The organism is Gilliamella sp. M0364 (assembly GCF_016100565.1).
GTDB classification, from domain to species: Bacteria; Pseudomonadota; Gammaproteobacteria; order Enterobacterales; family Orbaceae; genus Gilliamella; species Gilliamella apis.
Genome location: NZ_JACFSF010000003.1, coordinates 232499 through 257283, shown reverse-complemented (window position 1 = coordinate 257283; position 24785 = coordinate 232499). Strand labels below are relative to the sequence as shown.

23 protein-coding genes and 1 pseudogene are annotated in these 24785 nt (G+C 35.0%); 13 read left to right on the top strand and 11 right to left on the bottom strand.

The window, feature by feature from the left end; translation table 11 throughout:
- Window positions 1-155 precede the first annotated feature (155 nt).
- From H3U96_RS06650 to H3U96_RS06625, 6 genes and pseudogenes are all read left to right on the top strand, one after another.
- Window positions 156-722: a pseudouridine synthase gene (locus H3U96_RS06650; protein WP_065577962.1), complete on the top strand. Its 567-nt coding sequence runs from the start codon at window positions 156-158 to the stop codon at window positions 720-722.
- A 161-nt stretch (window positions 723-883) separates the two neighbouring features.
- A pseudogene (gene ftsY / locus H3U96_RS06645) lies at window positions 884-1807 on the top strand (signal recognition particle-docking protein FtsY); the annotation flags it as partial.
- A gap of 9 nt (window positions 1808-1816) precedes the next feature.
- Window positions 1817-2476, top strand: coding sequence for a cell division ATP-binding protein FtsE (ftsE, locus tag H3U96_RS06640; protein ID WP_065577961.1), 660 nt, complete (start codon window positions 1817-1819; stop codon window positions 2474-2476).
- Complete coding sequence (ftsX, locus tag H3U96_RS06635; protein ID WP_198192241.1) at window positions 2476-3453, top strand: permease-like cell division protein FtsX; 978 nt, start codon at window positions 2476-2478, stop codon at window positions 3451-3453. The genes ftsE and ftsX overlap by 1 nt, the downstream gene beginning before the upstream one ends.
- Window positions 3454-3615: 162 nt before the next feature.
- Entirely contained in the window at window positions 3616-4476 is an 861-nt protein-coding gene (rpoH, locus tag H3U96_RS06630; protein WP_065577959.1) for an RNA polymerase sigma factor RpoH, read from the top strand.
- Between the two features lie 202 nt (window positions 4477-4678).
- On the top strand, window positions 4679-4978 hold the full coding sequence (locus H3U96_RS06625; protein WP_086360965.1) for a hypothetical protein: 300 nt from the start codon (window positions 4679-4681) through the stop codon (window positions 4976-4978).
- Here H3U96_RS06625 and H3U96_RS06620 read toward each other — a convergent pair.
- Window positions 4964-5653, bottom strand: coding sequence for an aspartate/glutamate racemase family protein (locus H3U96_RS06620; RefSeq protein ID WP_086360964.1), 690 nt, complete (start codon window positions 5651-5653; stop codon window positions 4964-4966). The two genes, H3U96_RS06625 and H3U96_RS06620, sit on opposite strands and share 15 nt — an antisense overlap.
- Window positions 5654-5877: 224 nt before the next feature.
- Here H3U96_RS06620 and H3U96_RS06615 point away from each other — a divergent pair, with 224 nt between their 5' ends.
- Window positions 5878-6645: a hypothetical protein gene (locus H3U96_RS06615; RefSeq protein ID WP_081300059.1), complete on the top strand. Its 768-nt coding sequence runs from the start codon at window positions 5878-5880 to the stop codon at window positions 6643-6645.
- A gap of 52 nt (window positions 6646-6697) precedes the next feature.
- Window positions 6698-7384, top strand: a complete 687-nt coding sequence (gene cobB, locus H3U96_RS06610) for a Sir2 family NAD+-dependent deacetylase (RefSeq protein WP_086360963.1) — start codon at window positions 6698-6700, stop codon at window positions 7382-7384.
- 9 nt (window positions 7385-7393) lie between these two features.
- Here the strand turns inward: cobB and mtgA are convergent, their stop codons facing one another.
- Complete coding sequence (gene mtgA, locus H3U96_RS06605; RefSeq protein ID WP_086360962.1) at window positions 7394-8086, bottom strand: monofunctional biosynthetic peptidoglycan transglycosylase; 693 nt, start codon at window positions 8084-8086, stop codon at window positions 7394-7396.
- Window positions 8087-8166: 80 nt separating this feature from the next.
- Entirely contained in the window at window positions 8167-8661 is a 495-nt protein-coding gene (gene mobB / locus H3U96_RS06600) for a molybdopterin-guanine dinucleotide biosynthesis protein B (RefSeq protein ID WP_065577954.1), read from the bottom strand.
- Between the two features lie 73 nt (window positions 8662-8734).
- Here mobB and H3U96_RS06595 point away from each other — a divergent pair, with 73 nt between their 5' ends.
- On the top strand, window positions 8735-9766 hold the full coding sequence (locus tag H3U96_RS06595) for a low specificity L-threonine aldolase (protein WP_086360961.1): 1032 nt from the start codon (window positions 8735-8737) through the stop codon (window positions 9764-9766).
- A gap of 214 nt (window positions 9767-9980) precedes the next feature.
- Here the strand turns inward: H3U96_RS06595 and mobA are convergent, their stop codons facing one another.
- Window positions 9981-10574 (bottom strand): molybdenum cofactor guanylyltransferase MobA, encoded by a 594-nt coding sequence (gene mobA, locus H3U96_RS06590; RefSeq protein WP_086360960.1) that lies wholly within the window; start codon window positions 10572-10574, stop codon window positions 9981-9983.
- 238 nt (window positions 10575-10812) lie between these two features.
- Here mobA and H3U96_RS06585 point away from each other — a divergent pair, with 238 nt between their 5' ends.
- Entirely contained in the window at window positions 10813-11082 is a 270-nt protein-coding gene (locus H3U96_RS06585; protein ID WP_065577951.1) for a YihD family protein, read from the top strand.
- Between the two features lie 14 nt (window positions 11083-11096).
- Entirely contained in the window at window positions 11097-11837 is a 741-nt protein-coding gene (locus tag H3U96_RS06580) for a DsbA family protein (RefSeq protein WP_086360958.1), read from the top strand.
- 90 nt (window positions 11838-11927) lie between these two features.
- On the opposite strand, the gene H3U96_RS06575 is transcribed toward H3U96_RS06580, so the two are convergent.
- Both H3U96_RS06575 and H3U96_RS06570 read right to left on the bottom strand, forming a co-directional pair.
- Entirely contained in the window at window positions 11928-13898 is a 1971-nt protein-coding gene (locus H3U96_RS06575) for a MacB family efflux pump subunit (RefSeq protein ID WP_198195994.1), read from the bottom strand.
- A gap of 1 nt (window position 13899) precedes the next feature.
- Window positions 13900-15093: an efflux RND transporter periplasmic adaptor subunit gene (locus H3U96_RS06570; protein ID WP_198195992.1), complete on the bottom strand. Its 1194-nt coding sequence runs from the start codon at window positions 15091-15093 to the stop codon at window positions 13900-13902.
- A 269-nt stretch (window positions 15094-15362) separates the two neighbouring features.
- On the opposite strand from H3U96_RS06570, the gene H3U96_RS06565 reads away from it, so the two are divergent.
- A complete protein-coding gene (locus H3U96_RS06565) occupies window positions 15363-15617 on the top strand; it encodes a YfhL family 4Fe-4S dicluster ferredoxin (protein ID WP_065614797.1) in 255 nt (84 codons plus the stop codon).
- Here the strand turns inward: H3U96_RS06565 and ispH are convergent.
- From ispH to folE, 5 genes are all read right to left on the bottom strand, one after another.
- Entirely contained in the window at window positions 15614-16564 is a 951-nt protein-coding gene (ispH, locus tag H3U96_RS06560; RefSeq protein ID WP_086362070.1) for a 4-hydroxy-3-methylbut-2-enyl diphosphate reductase, read from the bottom strand. The two genes, H3U96_RS06565 and ispH, sit on opposite strands and share 4 nt — an antisense overlap.
- A gap of 1 nt (window position 16565) precedes the next feature.
- Entirely contained in the window at window positions 16566-17036 is a 471-nt protein-coding gene (lspA, locus tag H3U96_RS06555) for a signal peptidase II (protein WP_198195990.1), read from the bottom strand.
- 118 nt (window positions 17037-17154) lie between these two features.
- Entirely contained in the window at window positions 17155-19962 is a 2808-nt protein-coding gene (gene ileS, locus H3U96_RS06550; protein WP_198195988.1) for an isoleucine--tRNA ligase, read from the bottom strand.
- Between the two features lie 37 nt (window positions 19963-19999).
- Window positions 20000-20938, bottom strand: a complete 939-nt coding sequence (ribF, locus tag H3U96_RS06545; RefSeq protein WP_198195986.1) for a bifunctional riboflavin kinase/FAD synthetase — start codon at window positions 20936-20938, stop codon at window positions 20000-20002.
- Between the two features lie 123 nt (window positions 20939-21061).
- Complete coding sequence (gene folE, locus H3U96_RS06540) at window positions 21062-21721, bottom strand: GTP cyclohydrolase I FolE (RefSeq protein WP_065651401.1); 660 nt, start codon at window positions 21719-21721, stop codon at window positions 21062-21064.
- Window positions 21722-21925: 204 nt separating this feature from the next.
- Between folE and polA the strand changes: the two genes are divergently transcribed.
- Complete coding sequence (gene polA, locus H3U96_RS06535) at window positions 21926-24700, top strand: DNA polymerase I (RefSeq protein ID WP_198195984.1); 2775 nt, start codon at window positions 21926-21928, stop codon at window positions 24698-24700.
- The last annotated feature ends 85 nt before the right edge of the window (window positions 24701-24785 follow it).

The window sequence follows — 24785 nt, the reverse complement described above, 5'->3', positions numbered from 1 at the left end:
CCGAACTCAGAAGTGAAACGCCGTAGTGCCGATGGTAGTGTGGGTATTACCCATGTGAGAGTAGGGTGCCGCCAGACTTTTAAATATACGAGCCCAGCAGCAATGCTGGGCTTTTTTGCATTCTAAGAATAGTTAAAAATTCTTCTGAGGGTGAGATGAGTTCATTAATCGCTTTTAATAAACCGTTTAATGTTGTGACACAATTTTCTGCACATGAAAAATATCAAACATTAAAAGATTATATAGCTTTACCTGGTTTTTACCCTGCTGGTCGTTTAGACACCGATAGTGAAGGTTTATTGCTGCTTACTAATGACGGTAAGCTACAAGCAAAAATTAGCTCACCAAAATTTAAATTACCTAAAACTTATTGGGTGCAGGTAGAAGGATTAATAAATCGACAAGCCATAGATAAATTAACTAGTGGTGTGCAATTGAAAGAGTTTTATACTGCTCCAGCAATCGTGACATCACTTGCAGAGCCGACTAATTTATGGCAACGAATACCCCCTATTAGAGAACGCAAAACTATTCCTACTTCATGGATAAGTATTACCATAACAGAAGGAAAAAATCGACAGGTTAGAAGAATGTGTGCTGCGGTTGGATTCCCTTGTTTACGCTTAATTCGTGTTCAGATTGGCAAATATAATTTATTCACTCATCAGTTACCTTTAGGCGAATGGCGATCGGTTGCTACTGGTGATCTTTATCTCCGCTAACCACATTTAACAGACAATTCTAAAGAATTATATTTTTTGAAAGATCAAAAGGATCAATTATATGATTCTCTTTGATCGAATCCTTTGGGCTTTATTGTAAAATAAGATAAAATGATCATTAATATTGATCGTAGGATAGATTATTTATGGTTGAACAAAAGAAAGAAGGTTTTTTTACTCGTTTAAAGAAAGGTCTTTTTAAAACTAAACAAAATATTGGATCTGGTTTTCTAAGCTTATTTAAAGGCAAAAAGATCGATGATGAGTTGTTTGAAGAATTAGAAGAACAGTTGATCATTGCTGATGTCGGTTTCGATACCACACAAAGATTGATTAGCTCGTTAACACAACAAGCGTCAAGAAAAGAATTAAAAGATGCGGATGCATTACATGATCTATTAAAAAATGAAATGAAATCTATTTTAGATGGTGCTCAGCAACCACTTAATATAGAAAGTCATAAACCTTTTGTTATCTTAATGGTTGGTGTCAATGGTGTTGGGAAAACGACAACCATTGGTAAATTAGCCCGTCAATTTCAACAACAAGGCAAATCAGTGATGCTTGCCGCTGGCGATACCTTTCGTGCTGCCGCGGTTGAACAATTGCAAGTCTGGGGTGAACGTAATAACATCCCTGTCATTGCTCAGCATATTAATGCTGACTCAGCATCGGTAATCTTCGATGCTATTCAGGCTGCAAAAGCAAAAAATATCGATGTTTTAATTGCCGATACTGCTGGCCGTTTACAAAATAAATCTCATTTAATGGACGAATTGAAAAAAATAGTCAGAGTAATTAAAAAGCAAGATGAAACAGCACCGCATGAAATTATGTTAACTATAGATGCTGGGACAGGACAAAATGCAATTAGCCAAACAAAGCTGTTTAATGAAGCGGTTGGCGTAACAGGGATGACATTAACCAAGTTAGATGGTACCGCAAAAGGTGGCATTATATTTAGCATAGCTGATCAATTTAATATTCCAATCCGCTATATTGGCGTAGGTGAAAAAATTGAAGATTTAAGACCTTTTGTTGCTGATGATTTTATTAATGCCCTATTTGACGAAACGGAAGAATAGAGATAAATCATGATCCAATTTCAACGCGTTAGTAAAGTTTATTCGGGTGGTAAACCAGCTTTACAAAATATAACATTTACTTTAGCGCAAGGAGAAATGGCCTTTTTAACCGGTCACTCCGGCGCGGGTAAAAGTACATTAATGCGTTTGATTTGTGGATTAGAAAAAGCTAATGACGGCAAGGTATTACTGAATGGTGTTGATGTTTCCAGTTTGAAAAAAAATCAAATGCCTTTTCTGCGCCGTACCATTGGTATGATTTTCCAAGATCATCAACTATTACTCGATCATACTGTTTATGATAATGTTGCTTTTCCATTAATTATCTTAGGTAAACCTGTTGAAGAAATTAAAAGACGAGTTTCTGCGGCATTAGATAAAGTTGGTTTGATTGATAAAATGAAATTTTACCCAATACAGCTATCTGGCGGTGAACAGCAACGAGTGGGGATAGCTCGAGCAATCGTCAATCGACCTACGGTTTTACTTGCTGATGAACCAACTGGTAATTTAGATGACAAACTTTCAAAAGATATTTTGAAATTATTTGAAGAGTTTAATCAAGCCGGTGTAACTGTGTTAATGGCAACCCATAACATGGGGTTGATACGTCGAAAACATCATCGAATACTAAATTTGAATCAAGGACGTTTAGAGGTTAAAAGTTGATGATAAATGCGAAGGTTAAACCATCTAAACAAAAAAACAAAACCAACAATAATAGCTTTTTGGGCCGCTGGCAAAGGCAGATCAGCTACGCATGGCATAATGTGTTTAACTATTTTTATCAAAATATATTTGCTTCTTTGCTGACAATTTTGGTTATTGCTATATCAATTACTTTGCCGACGATAGGCTATTTATTATTGAAAAACGCCAATCAAGCGGCGGAACAGTGGTATCCGACGCCCAATTTAACAGTTTATATTAATAAAACTTTAGATTCGGAACAAACTAATGATTTAATTGATAAATTTAAGACTATTGCTGAAGTTGAAAATGTGACTTATCTTTCTCGTGAAGATACACGAGAAGAGTTTAAAACTTGGTCTGGATTTGATGATGCTCTTGACCTACTCGATGAAAATCCATTACCAGCTGTTGCTATTGTTTTTCCAATAGAAGAAGCCAAATCTACCGATAAATTACATGATCTGCAAACACAGTTAAAAACAATAGCGGGTGTTGATGATGTGCAACTTGATGATAGCTGGTTTACTCGATTAACCGCATTGACCAATATGGTAAAATCGATAGTGTGGACAATCTCAATTTTTATGGTTATTGCCGTATCATTGGTTATTGGTAATAGTATTCGGTTAAATATATTTGCCCGTAGGCAAACAATTATTGTTATGCAATTGATTGGTGCGACTGAAGGCTTTATTTTACGACCATTTTTATATAATGGTATTTTTACTGGATTGATTAGTGCGATTTTGGCATTGATTCTATCGAAAGTATTTATTCTTCAAATAGATTCAACCATGTTGCATGTATCAGATGTTTTTGGAACAATTATTAATATAAATGGACTTTCATGGGAAGAAAGTTTGTTAATTGTTTTATTTTCGATGATTATTGGCTGGTTTTCAGCATTTATTGCTACTAAAAAGTATTTGAATAAAACGGTAATAGCTTCATAATTGTAGATTAATTATTTACGATTTTTATAAGCAGCTTTACTGCAAATATAATGATAAAAATGTGAACTAAATCACATTTTGGTGGTCTAAGTTTATAGAAAGATTTTAAATTGTTACTAATGTAAAATGTAGCAAAATTAGTTTAATTTAAGGGGGAATTAAATGAGTACTGATTTAAAAATGCAAGCAGGTGCTTTAATCCCACAAGGAAATATTGAATCATATCTTCGTATGATAAATACTTATCCGATGCTAACTGCAGAGGAAGAGAAGTCTTTAGGTGAACGCCTTTATTATCATGATGATGTGGATGCAGCAAGACAATTGATTTTGTCTCATTTGCGTTTTGTTGCGCATATTGCGCGTGGTTATTCTGGTTATGGTCTACCACAAGCCGATTTGATTCAAGAAGGAAATATTGGTTTAATGAAAGCCGTACGTCGTTTCAATCCTGAAATGGGTGTACGTTTAGTATCATTTGCAGTACATTGGATAAAAGCTGAAATTCATGAATATGTACTAAAAAATTGGCGTATTGTTAAAGTTGCTACAACCAAAGCACAAAGAAAATTATTCTTTAATTTAAGAAAGAATAAACAACGTTTAGGTTGGTTTAATAGCGCTGAAGTCGATATGGTTGCTGATGAACTAGGTGTAAGTCGTAAAGACGTCTTAGAGATGGAATCACGTATGTCAGCGCAAGATATGTCATTTGATATTGATAATGATGACGATGATAATTCAATTGTCGCACCAGCGCTTTATTTAGAAGATGGTAATTCTGATTTTTCAAAATCAATCGAAAACGATAATTGGGAAAATGAGGCAACTGACAAGTTACATGATGCCTTGTCTCAATTAGACGAACGTAGCCAAGATATTATCAAAGCACGGTGGTTAGATGCCGATGACAGTAAATCAACATTGCAAGTGTTGGCCGATAAATATAGCGTTTCTGCTGAACGTATTCGTCAACTTGAAAAAAATGCCATGAAAAAATTACGTGTAGCGATTGAAGCATAATTGCTTTTATTAATAACATATAAGCCCTACTTTAGTTAAAGTGGGGCTTTTTTATATGCTGAATTTAAATTAGTTTATAGATAAGTTAAGAATTAAAATAACTAATTGAATAAAATAGTTATATTTAAACTCTTTTTATACACTATAATTTAAGATTAAATAGATAATCACCAAGAAGTTAGCTTTTATAAGAGGGATAAAAATGTTAAATGATTTGCTGAGAGTTATTTTACTTAGTCTAATTGCTGTTAGTTTAGTTGCTTGTAATGATAATGCTAAAAATACACCTTCTGATGTATCCATTGATACTGGTGTTATTGAATGTGATCGCTATCTAAAATTAGTTCACGAATTACAATTATCATCTAAACTCCCAGCTGATCCTGAAGAATCATTGGAAAATACTATAAATCATTTCAAACAATTGATAGAAAAAAATCCCGAATCAACTAAGAGAGAGTGTAATTCTGCCTATACTGCTTTGCGATCAATGAATCGCTAACCATGCAGCTTCTTGAGCATGTAATAGGGCTGTATCAAAGAAAGGAATGGCGTAATCTTGTTGGGATATTAATAAACCAATTTCAGTACAGCCTAAAATTACCCCTTCAGCGCCTTGCTTAACGAGTTTATCTATAATATTGAGATAAGCTTGCTTAGATTCTGGTTTAATTTGCCCAAAACAAAGTTCATCATAAATAATATCGTTGATGATGATTCTATCTTGTTCATCAGGAATTAAAATATTTAAACCTTTTTCAATTAGTTTTGATTTGTAAAAGTCTTGCTCCATGGTGTATTTGGTACCAAGTAATGCAACTGATTTTATTTTATCTTTAATCAAATGTTTGGCGGTCACGTCAGCAATATGAATGATAGGAATTGTAATTGCTTTTTGAATTTGGTCTGCAACCTTATGCATCGTATTAGTACAAATAATAACAAAGTCAGCACCGGCTAATTCTAATCTTTTAGCTGCATCAGTTAAAATAATTGCGCTTTTATCCCATTCATTATTTGCTTGGCAGCTTTCTATTTCTTGAAAATCGACACTATATAACAGAGTTTTAGCTGAATGTAATCCACCAAGGGATTTGCCAATAAATTGATTAATTACTTGATAATAAGTAACGGTACTTTCCCAACTCATGCCACCAATTAATCCAATTGTTTTCATTTCTAATACTCCATAATATTGTCTCGTTACTAGTAATAATTGATTATTAATTATAATTATTAGTATGTAAAGATAGTGAATTAGAATAAAATATCATTAACTATCAAAATATTGTTGTGAATAAGTTATAAAAAACGCATTGTAGCCGTTGGTTGATAAATGGATGATCACTATCAATGAAAAAATATAAAAAGTATTTTGCATTTCTCTCATTTGGATTGCTAATGTTATCATTTTCATGTTTGGCTGAACCCAAAGTGATCCATGTGCTGGTGGCATTATGTGATAATAAATATCAGGCTATCGCTCCAGTACCCGCAGCAATTGGTAATGGCCAAGATCCTAGCAATAATCTTTATTGGGGTGCTGCTTTTGGTTTTAAAACGTATTTTGCTAAACAAAAAGAGTGGCAAGTTATTCAAGTTAATAAACCTAATAATGGCAAGATATTAGAGGAGATAATTTATAAACATCAAAACAAGGATGTCTACCTTATTGCTCAGGCATATGATGGTAAATATATCAATGATACAGTAGATGATTTTATTAGTTACTCAGCAGGAAAACAGTCAGCATCATTTTTAATCAATAAAACCAAAATTGAGGCTGGAGCTAAAGCCAATTTAGTGGTTTATGTTGGTCATGATGCATTAATGGAGTGGTCATGGCGTAATTATTTACCCGATAGTTGGCGTTGGTATACCTTGTCAAAAGCAGAACAAGAAAAACAAAAATCACGCTATGCAGCCGTATTTGCTTGTAAAAGTCAGAAATATTTTACTCCGCCATTATCTCGATTAGGTATTACTCCTCTTATTTTAACTTTGCACCGTATGGCTCCTGAAGCTTATAGTATTCATGCTATGATTAGTAGTTGGTTGGATGGTGAAGCAAAAGATGTAATAAGGCTTAAAGTAGCAACAGCTTACAGTCAATATCAAAAATTAACTAAGCCAGCGTTACATATATTTACGACAGAATATAGTCAATAATCGTGTTTAACGACAGTAGATAATTCAACTTATTAATAAAAGGCCAATAAATATGTTGCAAATACCGAAAATAGTCATTTTAACTGGTGCAGGTATCTCTGCTGAATCAGGATTATCAACATTCCGTGCTCAAAATGGATTATGGGAAGGTCATAATGTAGATGATGTTGCTACTTACGAAGGTTATTTGCGTGATCCGATTGCCGTACATAGTTTTTATAATATGTTACGTAGTAAGTTACAAAATCCTGAGGTGAAACCCAATGCGGCTCATTTTGCCTTAGCACAATTAGAACAGAAATTAGGCGCGGATAATGTACTAATTGTTACACAAAATGTGGATAACCTTCATGAAAAAGCCGGTTCCAAAAATATCATCCACATGCATGGCGAATTATTAAAAGTGCGTAATGAAAAAACCGGGCAAGTTTTTGCTTGTTATGATGATGTAATTTATCAAGATAACCACTTAATTCGTCCACACATTGTTTGGTTTGGTGAAATGCCACTACAAATGGATGAAATCTATGATGCGCTGTCGAAAGCTGATTATTTTATTTCAATTGGTACTTCAGGAAATGTTTATCCAGCCGCTGGTTTTGTGCAAATGGCTAATCAATTTGGCGTTAAAACGGTAGAACTTAACTTAGAGCCTAGTTTAGGTGAAAACTTATTTAAGACTAAAATTTATGGTCCTGCCAGTCAAGTAGTTCCTGAATATATTAAAAATTTTATGTAAGGAAATATATTAGTTAAGCTGTTTTAGATAATTTTTGCCACCTAAATTATTCATTTGCCCGCGGATCCATTCGGCCTTTTTTTGTATCTTATCATCAGGATTGGCCGGACTCCATTTTCTTGGATTTGGTAGTGTAGCCGCTAATAAACTAGCTTGATACGGTGTTAATTGACTAGCACTGACGTTAAAATAGTGTCGAGAAGCAGCTTCAATACCAAAAATACCTTCACCCCATTCCACACTATTTAAATAAATTTCGAGTGTACGTTGTTTTGACCAGATAAGCTCAATCCAAACGGTAAACCATGATTCAATACCTTTACGGATCCAACTTCGCGATGACCATAGAAAAATATTTTTTGCTACTTGCTGCGTTATGGTACTAGCACCACGGATTTTTCTATTTTTTTGATTATAAATTAGTGCCCGATTAATGGCTTTAAAATCAAAGCCCCAATGATCGGCAAAATTTTGATCTTCGGCGGCAATAACTGCAATCTTAATATTATCAGAAATCTGATCCCAATCTTTCCAAGTTCGCTGTTGGCTGATATTCCAGTGAGCGATTTTTCTTTCAACCATTAACATCGAACCAAACGGATTAACCCAGCGCATTAATAAAATAATAAAAACCGAAACTAGTATAAATCCAATCACGATTTTTGTTATTATGCTTAACGTTTTCCTTAATGTGAGTTTCATATTAGTCCAGATATCACTAATTAAAAATGGTTGAGTAAACAGTATTCTAATACAAAAGTCGTCAAGTAAGATAGGTTATATTAACCGTTAAATAAATAATTATTTATAAAGTTAACTATTTGTTCTGGCTCATTAATATCTAATACAGGTACAGATGTATTTAATTGCTCATCACTGGCAACGGCGATGGTAAAATCATCAATAAATAGTGGTTTTGCGATTGTATTACGATGGCACATGATTTTGGGAATTTGCTCATCTTTGAATCCTTCAACTAATATGATATCAACATCGCTAAAATGGTTAATAAGTGTTTTTAAGTCAACGGGGTTATTGGGTGTTTCCTCAATCAATGCATAACGTTTATCACAAGCAATAATCGTTTGCTGCGCCCCAGCTTTGCGTAGCTCATAGCTATCTTTACCTGGGATATCTAATTCAATATCATGATGGGCATGTTTTAATGAACCTACCTTAATATTTTGTGAAACCATTAACTGAATAATCTTTTTTAGCAATGTGGTTTTACCACACCCACTATATCCAGATATGCCAATAATTTTTTTACTATTCATAGACTCTTGCCACTAACATGTTATATTTAAAAGTAGATATTACATTATTTTATACAAGATTAAAGGCAATGGTATGTATGATTTTTTAAATGATTATAATCAAACAGTGCACCCTGATTTATTAAAAGAATTTATCGATATTAATAATAAAAAGTTGAGTGGTTATGGTTTAGATGATTGTTGTAATGATGCCATCAATCACATAAGAGAAATATTAAAATCACCGAATGCTGATATCCATTTTATGGCCGGTGGAACCATGACCAATTTGACGGTAATTTCGCATATTTTAAAACCTTATCAAGCGGTGATCGCTGCTGAAACAGGGCATATCAATGTGCATGAAACTGGCGCAATTGAGGCAACCGGGCATAAAGTGGTGACGGTTAAAACCAAAGATGGAAAATTAACGCCAGAATTAATCAAACCAGTGTTAGATTATCATTGTGATGAACATATGGTACAACCAAAACTGGTGTATATTTCTAATACTACCGAATTAGGGACTATATATAGCAAGCAAGAGTTACAAAATCTGTATCAATTTTGTCAAAAAAATCATCTTTACCTTTATTTAGATGGTGCGCGTTTAGCAATGGCATTGGCTGCTAAAGATAATGACATTACTTTTCCTGACTTAGCCCAATATACCGATGCATTTTATATTGGTGGTACCAAAGTTGGTGCTTTTGCCGGTGAAGCGTTAGTATTTAATAATCATAACATTAATCATGACTTCCGCTTTAATATGAAACAGAAAGGGGCAATTTTAGCGAAAAGTTGGATTATAGCCGTACAATTTAAAGCATTGATGCAAAATAACCTCTATCTTTCCTTAGGTAAACATAGTAATAGTATGGCTGAAAAACTCACAACCCTATTTGAAAAAGCTGGATTTACTTTTGCTGCTAAACCACAAACTAACCAACTATTTGTTCAGTTACCTAATCAATTAGCGCAAAAAATTCTTTCTGTTTATGCGGTGGATAATTTAGGGCAAAGTGATCCAGAACATATTTGCTTACGTTTTTGTACCTCATGGTCAACTCAAGAAGTTGAAATAGAAAACTTTGCTAAACAGCTAAAGAAATTGCTTAACAAATAATGGCGCGTTTTTATTTATCAATTTATTTATGAGCTAAATAATTGAGGAATGGGGTTTTTGAAGCATAAAATCACTGAAAATCCCAATTACATCTGCTTAGTTTTGCAATGATCTAATCTAAAAAAACTAAACAGTAATATAAAAAAGTTGAGGAACAGGGTTTTTAATTCTCAAAATCATCGATTTATTACTACTTTAGATGGTTTTTTAAGGCTTAAGTATTGGCTTTAATTGCAAAACTGGCACTTTCGAGAATTTCAATGGTATTAATATTGGTAAAACTAGCTGGTTTGTCACTAAAATCTACGGCAACGGCATTAATTTGCTGTAAAAATAACATCAGTTTGCGATCACCTTCTTCTAAATACTTTTTTAATTGAGGGGCGATGGATTTATTGATTAATAAAATGGTTGGGTGGTCATTTTTGCCATCAAAAGGATAGATAGCTTGATGGGTTGTAGTGAGTTTTGCTAAACGAGTGATGAGATCATTGGGTAAAAAAGGGGTATCACAACTGACAAATAAATTCCAAGTAGTGGGACTGCGTAATAAGCCACTATAAATTCCGGAAAGAGGTCCTAAGAATCCCTGCAAATCATCACAAAATACCGGATAACCTAGCGAACGATATTGCTCAACATGACGGTTACAATTAATCATTAACAAATCGACTTGTGGCTTAATTCGATCAATAACATATTGGTAAAGCGGTTTACCGGCTAATAACATCAAGCCTTTATCCTTACCATTCATGCGGTTACTTTGGCCACCAGCTAAAATAATGCCAGTAATTGGCGGTTTTTCCATAAATTCTTTCTCTTTTACATTGCTAAAAAACAAAATAGCATTACTATATAGCAAAGTTATTTTTTAGTCGCAAATAACATATATCACTAGGTTATGAATCTTTGTAAATGCACTATTTAAATTTAAAGTCGAGTATATAATAGATACTTTTTAATATATAGATAGTAACGAAGAAGATTAACATAAAGGTTTATATCATCGTCTTCAACTTAGTTGAATATTAAATAAGGTATTTATTATGAAATGTCATCGTATTGATGAGTTAATAGAATTATTACAACCAGCTTGGGAAAACGATTCAGATCTTAATTTATTGCAACTTTTAGATAAATTAGGAAAGGAAGCTGGTTTTGATGGTGATCTTAAAGATCTCAGTGATGAAGTTTTAATTTATCATTTAAAAATGCGTAATTCAGATAAAAACGAAGCTATACCTGGATTAAAAAAAGATTATGAAGATGATTTTAAAACCGCATTATTAAAGGCACGCGGAATTATTGAAGAATAAGGAGAATCAATTAAATGAAAAAAACGCTTATTGCAATTGGAGTATTACTAACCTCTATGACCAGTTTTGCTGATGAAGCACCAGCAACTAGTAAAAATGATACTCAGCCAGCTACGGCAAGTGCTGCTACACAGCCAGCACCGATTGAAAGTGGCAAACAATATGGTGTTTTGCCATTTCAGCCATCTCCGGATAAAGAAGTTGTTGAATTCTTTTCATTCAATTGCCCTAGCTGTTTCAAGTTTGAAAGTGAATATCATACGCCAGAAATGATTGCTAAGGCTTTGCCTAAAGATGCAAAATTTAGACGTTACCATTTGGAAAACTTTGGTCCTTTAGCTAAAGAGCTTGCTGAGGCATGGGCTATTGCTAATGTTTTAGGTATTGAAGATAAAGCCTCTGATGCGCTATATAAAGCAGTGCAAACCGATCGTAGTATAAAAACTGTCGATGATATTAAAGCTGTTTTTGCCAGTTTAGGTGTTGATGCTGAAAAGTTTGAGAAAACCCAAAAAAGTTTTTTAGTTAAAGCTTTTATGGCACAACAAACTGATTCAATTAAACAATTAAGCCCAGAATCAATTCCAATGGTAGTGGTTAATCGCAAGTTTTTTGTCAACTCACGTGGTCTTAATGCCAGTAATAGTACTGATTATATCAAAGACTATGTAAGAGTAACTGCTTATTTAGTTGATTTAGATCCGAATGTAGACGTAGAAAAAGATAAGGCTGAAAGTCAAGAGCAAGCCAAATAATTATCACTTAATGTTTTTACGGTTTTCTAAAAATATCAAAATCCCTTTGTTGGTATTACGACAAAGGGATTTTATTTTAGCAAAAAGTTTCTATTCTCTTTCTAAAGCATAAATTGGATCAAGTTTTGCAGCTCGTTTTGCCGGAACATAGCCAAAAATAATACCTATCATGGTTGAGCAACTAAACGCTGCGATAATCGAAATGATAGAAAAACTCATGGCAAATGAGGTCACTAAATAATTAAAAACAAAACCGATAATAAATGATAGAACGATACCTAAGGTACCACCAATTAAACACACTAACACAGCTTCAATTAGGAATTGTTGCAAAATATCACTAGAACGTGCCCCAACTGCCATACGGACACCAATTTCCCGAGTTCTTTCGGTTACAGATACCAGCATAATATTCATTACTCCAATACCACCAACAATCAAAGAAATTAATGCGATAGTTGAGATTAGCAAAGTTAATACCCAAGCAGAAGAATTAACGGTTTCTCTTACACTGTCTGAATTAAAGATAAAGAAATCTTTACTACCATGACGCTGCAACATAATTTTATTAATCGCTTGCTCGGCAACATTTAAATCTACATTATCATATATTCGAACAGTAATACTTTTTAATGATGTTTGTCCAACCATACGATTAATTACCGTCGTGTAAGGTAACCATATATTAAGGCTTTCATTATTACCAAATCCTTGTTGTTGTTTGGTCGCAACCCCAATGATTCTAACTGGTAATTGGCCAACCATGAGAATTTTACCTATTGGATCTTGATCGCTAAATAATCTTTTAACGGTATTTTCATCAATTACCGCCTCTTGTGCAGAAGTGCTTACCGCTGTTTGATCGAAAGCAATACCTTTACTGATTGTATAGCCACGTACAGCAAAAAATTGCTCGCCGACACCATTAACTGTTCCAGTAACCGCTAAATTATCAATACGGAAATAGACGCTAGTAGAAAGATTTGGAGTGGTGCTATGAACAAAACTTTGTTGCGCTAGAAAATCAGCATCCGATGATCTGAGTGTGGTAATTTTATCGGCATTACGATCACCAAAACCACTACCGGCGTAAATTTCTAAAGTACTGGTACCTAATGAATTAATATTGGAAAGTATTTTCTGCTTCGTTCCTTCTCCTAAAGCAACCATAGATACGACAGAAGCAATACCAATGATAATACCCAACATAGTCAAGAAAGTTCGTAATCGTTGTGACAACATAGATAATATTGCCATTTTAAACGCATCGCGAAAACGGTAATATTTAGCTGAAAAATTATCTTGAGTTTTGGTTATTTCGATTTGCTTAACTTGTCGATTATTAGCTTGTTCAGAGCAATAATTAGGATTAATTGAATCGGAAATAATATTGCCATCACTAATTTCAATAATTCTTTCGGCACTTTGGGCAATATTGGGGTCATGAGTAACGATAATGACAGTGTGCCCTTGTTGATGTAACTCCCGTAAAATAGCCATGACTTCTAAACCACTTTTACGATCAAGTGCACCTGTTGGTTCATCGGCTAATATAATTTGTCCGCCATTGATTAATGCCCGTCCAATACTCACTCTTTGTTGCTGACCACCAGATAATTGATTGGGTTTATTATTTATTTTATCGGCAAGGCCTAAACGGGATAAAATATTGGTGGCTCGACTTTGCCGTTGTTCATTGGTCACTCCCGCATAAATTGCCGGTATTTCCACATTACCTTGTGCGGTTAAGGCATTTAATAAATGATAACGTTGAAAGATAAAACCAAAATGTTCACGGCGTAATTCAGCTAATTCATCCGGCGATAATTGACTCGTCGTTCGCCCCCCAATTGAATAAATTCCCTCGGTTGGCTTATCAAGACAACCAAGAATATTCATTAACGTCGATTTACCAGAACCAGAGGCACCTATAATGGCAACCATTTCTCCGGCATTAATGGTTAAGTTGATGCTTTTTAGGACTTGTATCGTAGAATCTCCAGCCGGAAATTCACGAATAATATTCTCAAGTTTTATTAATGGAGTATTATTGTTGGTCATCTTAGAATCTTATCCTTGGTCCTTTGTTATTTAGATTAAATGTTGCACCGTTTGCACTACTGACAACGACAACTTCTCCTTCTTTAAGACCTGATTTGATTTCAACATTAATATTATTATTAATCCCTAAATTAACTTCTCGCTCTTCGATACTATTTTGATTATTCAGAACATAAACAATCGCTTTATTTTTACCAGTATTTTTTTGGATAGCCTGAGATGGAATGGCAAGGACATCTTTTGCTTCTGCTAGCACAATATAAACTTGAGCAGTCATAGAAATACGTAAAATATGATCAGGATTATCGACATCTAATAAGCCGTTATAATAAATTGCACTTTTGGTGGTCGATGACGTACTTGAATTTGCTGAGCTTTCAGTATTAATTGAGTCAGGGGCTGGTTCAATTGCCCGCAATGTTAGTCCATCAAAACGTTTGTTTGGTTGTCCCAATATAGTGAAATAAACCGGCATTCCTTTTTTAACACCGATAACATCAGCTTCTGAAATTTGTGCTTCAATAGTCATTTTGTCCAGTTGGGCAACTTTAACAATAGTAGGTGCACTTTGTACCGAGTTTACGGTTTGTCCTTGATCAACTGGAATAGCAACAATAACACCATCAATTGGTGCGCGTATTTTAGTGTAGCCTAAATTGACTTTTGCAGTATCAACTGCAACTTGAGCACTAACAATATCTGCATCAAGGGCAGCAATATCGGCTTTAATTGCATCAAGATCTGCTTTGGCAGAATCTAAATCAGATTGGACGCCAACCCCTTTTTTAACCAACTTTAATTGACGTTCATAGGTTAATTGATAATTGACTAATTTTGCTTGCTTGGAGGTTCGTTGGGCTTCTAAGCTGTTAAGAGATGCCTCGGATTGTTTAAGATCATTGCTTTGCTTAAGATCATCAATCTCAGCAATCATATCACCTTGTTTAACCTCATCTCCGAGCTCAACATACAATTTTTTAATTTGCCCAGAAACTTGTGCACCAACACTAACTTGTTTGAAAGCACTTATAGTGCCATCAGCAAGTACCGTTTTCTCAATATTCGCTTTAGTGACCGTTGACGTTATATAATTAATGTTCGGTTCAGCTGGAAACAAAATTAATTTTGCTATGTATAGCAGAACAAAACCAATAACCGTAATAACGATGGATTTAAATGTTAAGAATTTTGCCAATCTTTTCATCCTTTTATTTTTTTGTTATTTTTTTGAGCATTGTAACGTATTAATTTAATTTGCAATGATAACTAAAGATAATAAATTGTAAGTTTTATGAAAATTAATTGGTGTTAGCGCTAAATTCTATTTTTAAAAACCCCTTTCCTCAAAATTTTTTTGCAAAAATTTTGCTAATCATGTAATTGCAATATAGATCCATATTAGGAATTATTTGGTATTGCGTTATAATGACGCCAATTTTTTTACTGGTTAAAGATATTATAGCAATGGCATTAAAAATAACCGAAAAGTGTATTAATTGTGATATGTGTGAACCCGAGTGTCCAAATGAGGCTATTTCAATGGGGTTTGATACTTATGAAATTGATCCAAATAAATGTACTGAATGTGTTGGTTATTATGATCATTCGACTTGCCAGAGAGTTTGTCCGATTCAAAATGCGATTATTGCCGATCCGGATTGTGTCGAAAGCCAAGAGCAATTATTAGAAAAATTCAAGCAACTAACCCATTCTTCTTAGTTAGTCGATTTAATCTCTATGCGTAATTCTTTTGGAATTTCAAAGGTGATATTCTCTGAAATTCCTTCGGTTTCAACCAATGATGTACAACCTAGACTTTTTAGATGATCGATAACTTGCTTGACCAAAATATCTGGTGCTGATGCTCCAGCTGTTACGCCGATAGTTCGAGCATTAACTAGCCACTCAAGATTAATATCGGATGCGAAATCAATCAAATAAGCATGTTTACTGTTTCGCCTTGCCAGTTCAGCTAATCGGTTTGAGTTTGACGAGTTTTTCGAACCAACCACTAAAACCACATCGGCTTGAGATGATAACTGTTTAACCGCTTGTTGCCGATTGGTAGTCGCATAGCAGATATCGTTTTTACGAGGGCTGCGAATATTCGGAAAGCGATTTTTTAAAGCTGAGATTATCTCAGCAGTATCATCAACGGATAACGTTGTTTGGGTTGTAAAACAGAGGTGCTGGTCGTTTTTTACTTGCAGGTTCTGCACATCTTCAATGGATTCGACTAAATAAATACCACCTTCAGGATTGCTATACTGCCCCATAGTACCATCGACCTCAATATGGCCAGCGTGACCAATAAGAATAACTTCTTCTCCTCGATAGCTTGCTCTAGCAACTTCCATATGAACTTTGGTAACTAAAGGACATGTTGCATCAAATATCCGTAGTTGACGACGTTTAGCTTCATCTCGAACCGCTTTAGATACGCCATGAGCGGAAAAAATGAGGATACTATCGTCAGGTACTTCATTGATTTCTTCAATAAATATTGCGCCTAACTCTTTAAGACGATTAACCACATAGCGATTATGAACAACTTCATGGCGCACATAAACCGGTGCGCCAAACAGTTCGATTGCTCGTTCAACGATGGTTATCGCGCGATCTACACCAGCACAAAAACCACGTGGATTAGCAAGGATAATCTGCATGTTAATCCGTCTTTTTCGGTTTTACATAATTGCTTAGGATAAAGACTCCAATACCTAAACAGATAGCACAGTCGGCAATATTAAACGTTGGGTAATGCCAATCACCAAAATTAACATCTAAGAAATCAACAACAAAACCATGATATAGGCGATCGAATAGGTTGCCTAACGCACCGCCTAAAATTAATGCTAATGAGAAGTTTTCTAATTTTTGTTTATGCTTATTGCGATATAGCATATAAACAATTACTGTGCTGACAATAAAGGCAATTGCTGCCAGTATCCAGCGTTGGCCTTCAAATATACTGAATGCGGCACCAATATTGCGGACATATGTTATTGAGAAGAAGGGAAGTAGATTTACTGATTCAAAAAGGAAAAAATTCTTCACAATCCAAAATTTACTTGCGATATCTATAACAAAAACCACTACCGCCAATAATAACCAGTAAAGTCCGTTATCTTTTTTCATATAGTCTATGCTCATTATTATAATACCGCCGACAATCGTCGGCGGTAAATGTACTTAGTTAATTGCTATAAGATTATTTTTATAGCTCTTTTCTATACCTAACACTAACTGTTAGTGGTTAAGCAAAATGTCTTACTTCACCATTGCCATGAATATTTTCTTCACAGCGTTTACATAAGTGAGTGGTTGGATTGTTATCAACGGTATAATGCCAGCAGCGAGGGCATTTATCGCCTTGTGCTTTAGCAAGCTCAATTTTAAGACCTTGAATATCACTTTGTACTGCTTGTTGTGATGCACTGTCTAAAGGTTTAACACTTGCTTGTGATGTTAGTAATACAAAACGTAATTCGTTTTCTAATTTCGCAAGTGCCGTAGCAATTTCGCTATTGGCATAAAGTGTAACAGCAGCTTCAAGCGATCCACCAATAACTTTATCATTACGACCTTGCTCTAACACTTTGTTCACTTCACTACGAATAGTTAAAATTTGTGCCCAGTAAGCGCTATTTAGTGTTTCACTCTCAGACAGGCTAAATAGTGATGTGTACCATTCATCTTCAAACACAAATTCTGATTTTTCTGTTGCTGGTAGATATTGCCAAATTTCATCTGCAGTAAATGATAAAACAGGTGCAATCCAACGAACCATTGCTTGCGCAATATGATATAACGCCGTTTGACAGCTATGACGCGCAATACTATCGCTTTTCGCCGTATATTGTCGATCTTTGATAATATCTAAATAGAATGACCCCATCTCAATTGAACAAAATTGCATAATACGTTGTACAACTTTGTGGAAATCATAGTTTTCATAAGCCTGAATGATCTGTTCTTGAGCCTCTTTTGCCACACTGACTGCCCAGCGATCAAGTACTACCATATCTTCTGGTTTAACCATATCTTTAGCTGGATCAAAACCATTTAAGTTAGCCAATAAGAAACGCGCAGTATTACGGATACGACGATAGCTATCAGCTGCACGTTTGATGATTTCATCTGAATAGCTCATTTCGCCTGAATAGTCAGTCGAGGCAATCCATAAACGTAAAATATCTGCCCCAAGTTTGTTCATTACTTCTTGTGGCGTCACAATATTACCAAGTGATTTAGACATTTTACGACCTTGTCCATCGACCACAAAGCCATGCGTTAATACTTGTTTATATGGTGCTTTGTTATCAATTGCAGTTGATAACATTAACGAAGACATAAACCAACCACGATGTTGATCTGAACCTTCTAAATACATATCCGCTTCATGTCCTTCAAACTCAGGACGTACGCCAACAACTGAGTAGAATGTTGAACCTGAATCAAACCATACATCAAGCGTGTCTGGTACTTTGCGATAATCATCGGCATCGGGACCTAATAGATCTTTAATATCGGCATCCCACCATGCTTGAATACCATTTTGCTCAACTAATTTAGCGACTTTTTCGACTAACTGTAGTGTGTCTGGATGTAACTCTTCAGTCTCTTTGTGTACAAATAACGTCATTGGTACGCCCCATGTACGTTGACGTGAAATACACCAATCAGGACGATTTGCCACCATTGTTTCAATTCGAGCTTGACCCCAATCAGGGATCCAACGAACTTGTTTAATCTCTTTTAGCGATTGAGTACGCAAACCTTGTTTATCCATGCTGATAAACCATTGTGGTGTTGCACGATAAATTACCGGTGTTTTATGTCGCCAACAGCACGGGTAACTATGTTCAATATTTTCAAAATGTAATAGTGCATTGTGTTCTTTTAATAGCTCAATGACTACTTTATTGGCTTTAAAAACGAATAAACCATCTAAACCTGCGCCTGTTCCTGGTAAATAACAACCATTACCTCCAACTGGGTTGGCGACTTCAAGGCCATATTTTTGGCCAACGATAAAGTCTTCAGCACCGTGACCTGGAGCGGTATGAACAGCACCAGTACCCGCATCAACAGTAACGTGTTCACCAAGTACAATTGGCTCATCAAAATCGAGGAACGGATGTTTGAAACGTAATAATTCAAGCGCATCACCTTGGCAAGAACCTAAGATTTTCCAATCAGTGATATCAGCACGTTTCATAACTGATTCAACTAAATCAGCAGCTAAAATTAAGCACTCTTTATCATTGATTTGGACTAATTGATATTCTACCGTTGCATTAAGCGCAATTCCTCGGCTAGCAGGTAATGTCCATGGTGTGGTGGTCCAGATAACCGCATAAATAGTTAAGTCAGTATTAATCCCGAATTTGTTTGCTACTGCTTGATTGTCAGTTGCTTTAAATTTGACATCAATTGCCGGTGATGATTTATCATAATATTCAACTTCGGCTTCCGCTAAGGCTGACATACAGTCGGTACACCAATAAACCGGTTTAGCCCCTTTGACTAAATGACCATTTTCGATCACTCTACCTAAAGCCCGAATAATATTCGCCTCAGTATCATAATTCATTGTACGATATGGATTTTGCCAATCGCCAAGTACACCCATACGAATAAAATCAGCTTTTTGTAGTTCAACTTGTGAAGCCGCATAATCACGACAAATTTGGCGAAATTCAGCTGGTGTTACTTTTACGCCTGGTTTACCAACCTGCTCTTCAACTTTTTGTTCTATCGGTAATCCATGACAATCCCATCCTGGAATATACGGGGAGTCATAACCACTTAAACCTTTAGATTTGATGATAATATCTTTAATTATTTTATTAACGGCATGACCGATATGAAGTTTTCCGTTTGCATAAGGAGGGCCATCATGCAAAATAAAAGATTTTTTGCCTTTTTTTACTTGACGGATTTTGCGATAAAGTTCTTTATCATACCAATTTTGCAACATAGCTGGTTCACGTTTAGCAAGATCGCCTCGCATAGGGAATCCAGTTTCCGGTAAATTCAATGTATTTTTATAGTCTGTCATGCTGATTTATTCCAGTTATTTTTGTTGATACTACTTTTTAATTGGTTAATTTTGCACTGATCTGTTTCGCAGTGCAAACATCTTGTGAAATTTGTTGTTTTAAATCTGCTAAAGAGTCAAATTTTTTCTCATCGCGTAATTTACAGACAAAGGTAACGTCTAAATATTGTCCATAAATATCACCTGAAAAGTCAAATATATTCACCTCTAAAATTGCTTTTTTACCTTCAATGGTTGGTCTAATACCGATATTGGCAATGCCATGATAATATTGATTGCTACAACAGTTTTTGACTTTGACAAAATAGACCCCTTGTAAAGCAGGTTTTTTTCGATTCAAATGAATATTGGCGGTTGGAAATCCTAATTGTCTTGCTAACGCTTTACCATGCACCACTCTGCCTTGAATGGCGTAATCACGACCTAAAAGGCAACGAGCTAATTCAAAATCACTATTAAACAGTGCTTCACGAACAGCTGTACTGCTGATTCTTAAATTATTCCAAACGAAGGTTGGCATACTTTCAACCGAAAATTGGTTATTTTGAGTATATTGTTGTAACAGATTGATATCGCCTTTGCGGTCTCGGCCAAATTGGAAATCATCACCAATAACTATATATTTAGCGTTCAATTTATTAATCAACCAATCTTGAATAAATGCATTAGCTGACATATTGGCAAAGGTTTGGGTAAAGGGAACCGCGATAATATAGTCGATACCGAGTTTTTCAATTAACTGCACTTTTTCTTTAAATGACGTTAATCTTGCCGGAGCATTTTGTTTGCTAAAAAACTCTAAAGGTTGAGGTTCAAATAACATAACCACTGTTGGCAAGTTTAATTTTTTACCTTGTTCTATTAAATGATTTATTAATTGTTGGTGTCCTAAGTGCACACCATCAAAGTTGCCCAATGTAACTACACATTGAGTAAATTCATTGTTTAAATTCTCAATACCGCGGATTATCTTCATTAAAGCGTGTTAGTTAATTATTATGTTTTCACTAAAATAGCTGCCAATTATACCAATCTTTCTTGAAGATGCACGTAATAACAATTAGCCTTTTTATGGCGGTATCAGCAATATTGTGATTGATTAATAGTGTTTTAATGCTCTTAGAAACTCTTGTCGAGTACTTGGATTAGTTTTAAATCCGCCACCTAACGCAGTAGTGGTGGTTAAACTATTTGAATCTTTAATGCCTCGGGCTTTTACACAAAAGTGTGTTGCATCAATTGATACTGCAACATTGACCGTACCGAGTAGTGTTTGCAAGGCAACCAAAATTTGTTGGGTTAATCTTTCTTGTACTTGTGGGCGTTGTGAAAAAAACTGAACAATTCGGTTGATTTTTGATAGACCGATCACTTTATCTTTCGGGATATAAGAAACGGTCGCTTTACCATCGATGGTGACAAAATGGTGTTCACAAACACTGGTTAAAGTAATATCACGAACAGTGATCATTTCATCAACCTGCATTTTATTTTCAATCAGGGTGATTTTGGGAAAGTTATGGTAGTTAAGTCCGGAAAAGATCTCATCAACATACATTTTGGCAACGCGGTGTGGCGTTTCGCTAAGGCTATCATCATGCAAATCAAGTTCCATGAGTTTCATGATTTCTCGGAAGTGCGCTTCTATTTTAGCTTTCCGTTGGCTATTTTCCATAGCTAAACGACATGATGGGGTTTCAAGATTTTTAGCTGCTAATGCTTCTTTGACTTTTTGTGCAGCGGGACTTAATTCTGTCATTTATTTAGTACTCAGGCGAAAATAGATGTCACATTATATATTACTCATATTGTGATATACAGTAATTTTCATTAATTGGATTGAATAAAAGATTGTTATTATCTGGATTATTTTTACACTATATTATCGGAGCCAACGAGAATATTGTTGTTAATTAGGTTATACTTATGGTTATTAAATTGAATAACATTTGGGTAACTATTTATGCCAAATAATGCGCCAATTATTTTAATTGATGGATCTTCTTATCTTTATCGGGCTTTTTTTGCATGTCCGCCTTTAACCAATGCCAATGGTGAACCGACTGGGGCAATTTTTGGTGTTGTTAATATGATTCGTAGCTTGATGAATCAATATAATCCTACCCATGTTGCGGTAGTTTTTGATGCTAAAGGTGGATCGTTTCGTAATGAAATTTATAGTGAATATAAAGCAACACGTGACGAGATGCCGGAAGATTTACAGCCACAAGTTGAACCAATTCACACCATTTTAAAAGCGATGGGTTTACCATTACTTTGCATTGAAGGTGTTGAAGCTGATGATGTGATCGGGACTTTAGCCAGACAAGCAGAAAAAGAAAATCTTCAGGTACTCATTAGTACTGGCGATAAAGATATAGCGCAATTAGTGAGTGATAAAGTTACACTGATTAATACCATGAATAATACGGTGCTTGATCCGCAAGGAGTCATGGATAAATTTGGTGTGCCACCAGGAAAAATTATAGATTATTTAGCATTAAGAGGCGACAATTCCGATAATATACCTGGTGTAGTTGGGATTGGAGAAAAAACAGCACAAGCTTTATTAACGGCTTTTGATAGTGTACAAGATATTTATAACCATTTAGACGATATTGAAAATTTATCGATTCGCGGTGCTAAATCATTAAAGCAAAAATTAATAGACAATCAAAAGGATGCTGAGCTTTCTTATCTATTAGCTACCATTAAAACTGATGTAGCATTAGATTTTACCAATGAACAACTACTTGTTTCAGATATTGATGTAAATAAATTAGTCGAATTATTTGCTTATTATGGTTTTCATCGTTGGCAAAAAGAATTAATCGCGGGTAATTTTTTAAAACAACAAAAACTAACCGCTAATGATATTGATAATATGTCATTATTTTCACAGGAAAACGATACTGTTAAAGATAAGATTGATACAGATTATCAATGTATATTAACCCATGAGCAATTAGATGATTGGATCAGTAAATTAGCTAACAGTCAGCAGTTTGCTTTTGATACAGAAACGGATAATGTTGATCATATTCATGCTAAATTGGTTGGTATATCGCTAAGTGTTACACCTCATCAAGCTGCTTATATTCCAATTAATCACCAATATCTCGGTGTGCCGGAACAATTACCGTTAGATGATGTATTATCTAAATTAAAACCAATATTAGAAAACCCTAAAATTAAAAAAATCGCCCAAAATGCCAAATTTGATTATAGTGTGTTAGCTAATTATGGTATCCATGTGCAAGGTATTGCTTATGACACCATGTTAGAGTCTTACGTGCTAAACAGTACTGAACGACACGATATGGATAGTATGGCAAATCGTTATTTGCATCTTAAAACTATTACTTATAATGAATTAACCAAGGTTGATAAAAAACAAGTCACTATCGATGCTATTGATGTTGAAAAAACTACGCAATATGCCGCTGAAGATGCCGATGTTACTCTGCAAATTCATCAGAAACTATGGCCGGAACTGGAAAAAGACCAAAAGCTCAGCAAGTTATTTACCGATATTGAAATGCCATTGGCGATTGTGTTGGCCGATATGGAAAGGACTGGAGTGTTAATTGACACTAAACAGTTAAATGACTATTCCATTGAATTAAATAAAAAAATGCTAGAATTAGAGGCCGAATTACATTTCCTAGCAGGTGAAAAATTTAATCCTTCGTCACCAAAACAGATTCAAGCTATTTTATTTGATAAACACCAGTTACCTGTTTTAAAAAAGACACCAAAAGGTGATCCATCAACTAGTGAAGATGTTTTGAGTGAACTTGCTGAGCAGTATGTTTTACCGCGTAAAATTTTGTTTTATCGTAGCTTGGCAAAACTGAAAAATACCTATACTGATAAATTACCACTGATGGTAAGTCCAATAGACCATCGAATTCATACAAATTACAACCAAATAGGTACGGTAACAGGGCGGTTGTCATCAAATGATCCGAATTTGCAAAATATCCCAGTACGTAATGAAGAAGGGCGGCGAATTCGGCAAGCATTTATTGCACCAAATGGTTATAAGATTATTTCAGCCGATTATTCGCAAATAGAGTTGCGCATTATGGCGCATTTATCACAAGATCAAAGTCTACTTAGCGCCTTTGCTAATGATAAAGATATTCATAGGGTCACCGCGAGTGAAGTATTAACTAAACCAGAGGCAGATATTACAGCCGAAGAGAGACGACGTGCAAAAGCAGTCAATTTCGGTTTGATTTATGGTATGAGTGCATTTGGATTATCGAAACAAATTAATCTTCCTCGTAAAGAAGCACAATCCTATATTGATCGCTATTTTGAACGTTATCCTGGCGTACAAACTTATATGGAAGAAACACGCCAATTGGCAATGCAACAAGGCTATGTGGAAACTCTATCCGGAAGACGATTATATTTACCAAAAATCATTTCTGGCAATGGTATTGAAAAACGCGGTGCTGAACGTGCGGCAATTAACGCACCTATGCAAGGTACTGCTGCAGATATCATCAAAACCGCTATGATTAAAATGAGTGAGTGGATAAAAAACCAACCGACAGGTAATATCAGAATGGTGATGCAAGTACACGATGAGCTGGTGTTTGAGGTTAAAGAAGAGTTGGTGAGTGAATATAGTGCGTTGATTAAATCAATTATGGAGAATTGTTACCAACTTTCAGTACCGTTAAAAGTTGATGTTGGTATTGGTAATAATTGGGATGAAGCGCATTAATCTTTTTATTAAAATTAACTTATACGTTATAGTTTGATTTTCATACTAAAATATATAGTTAATTATTCAATACTTTTATAAAATA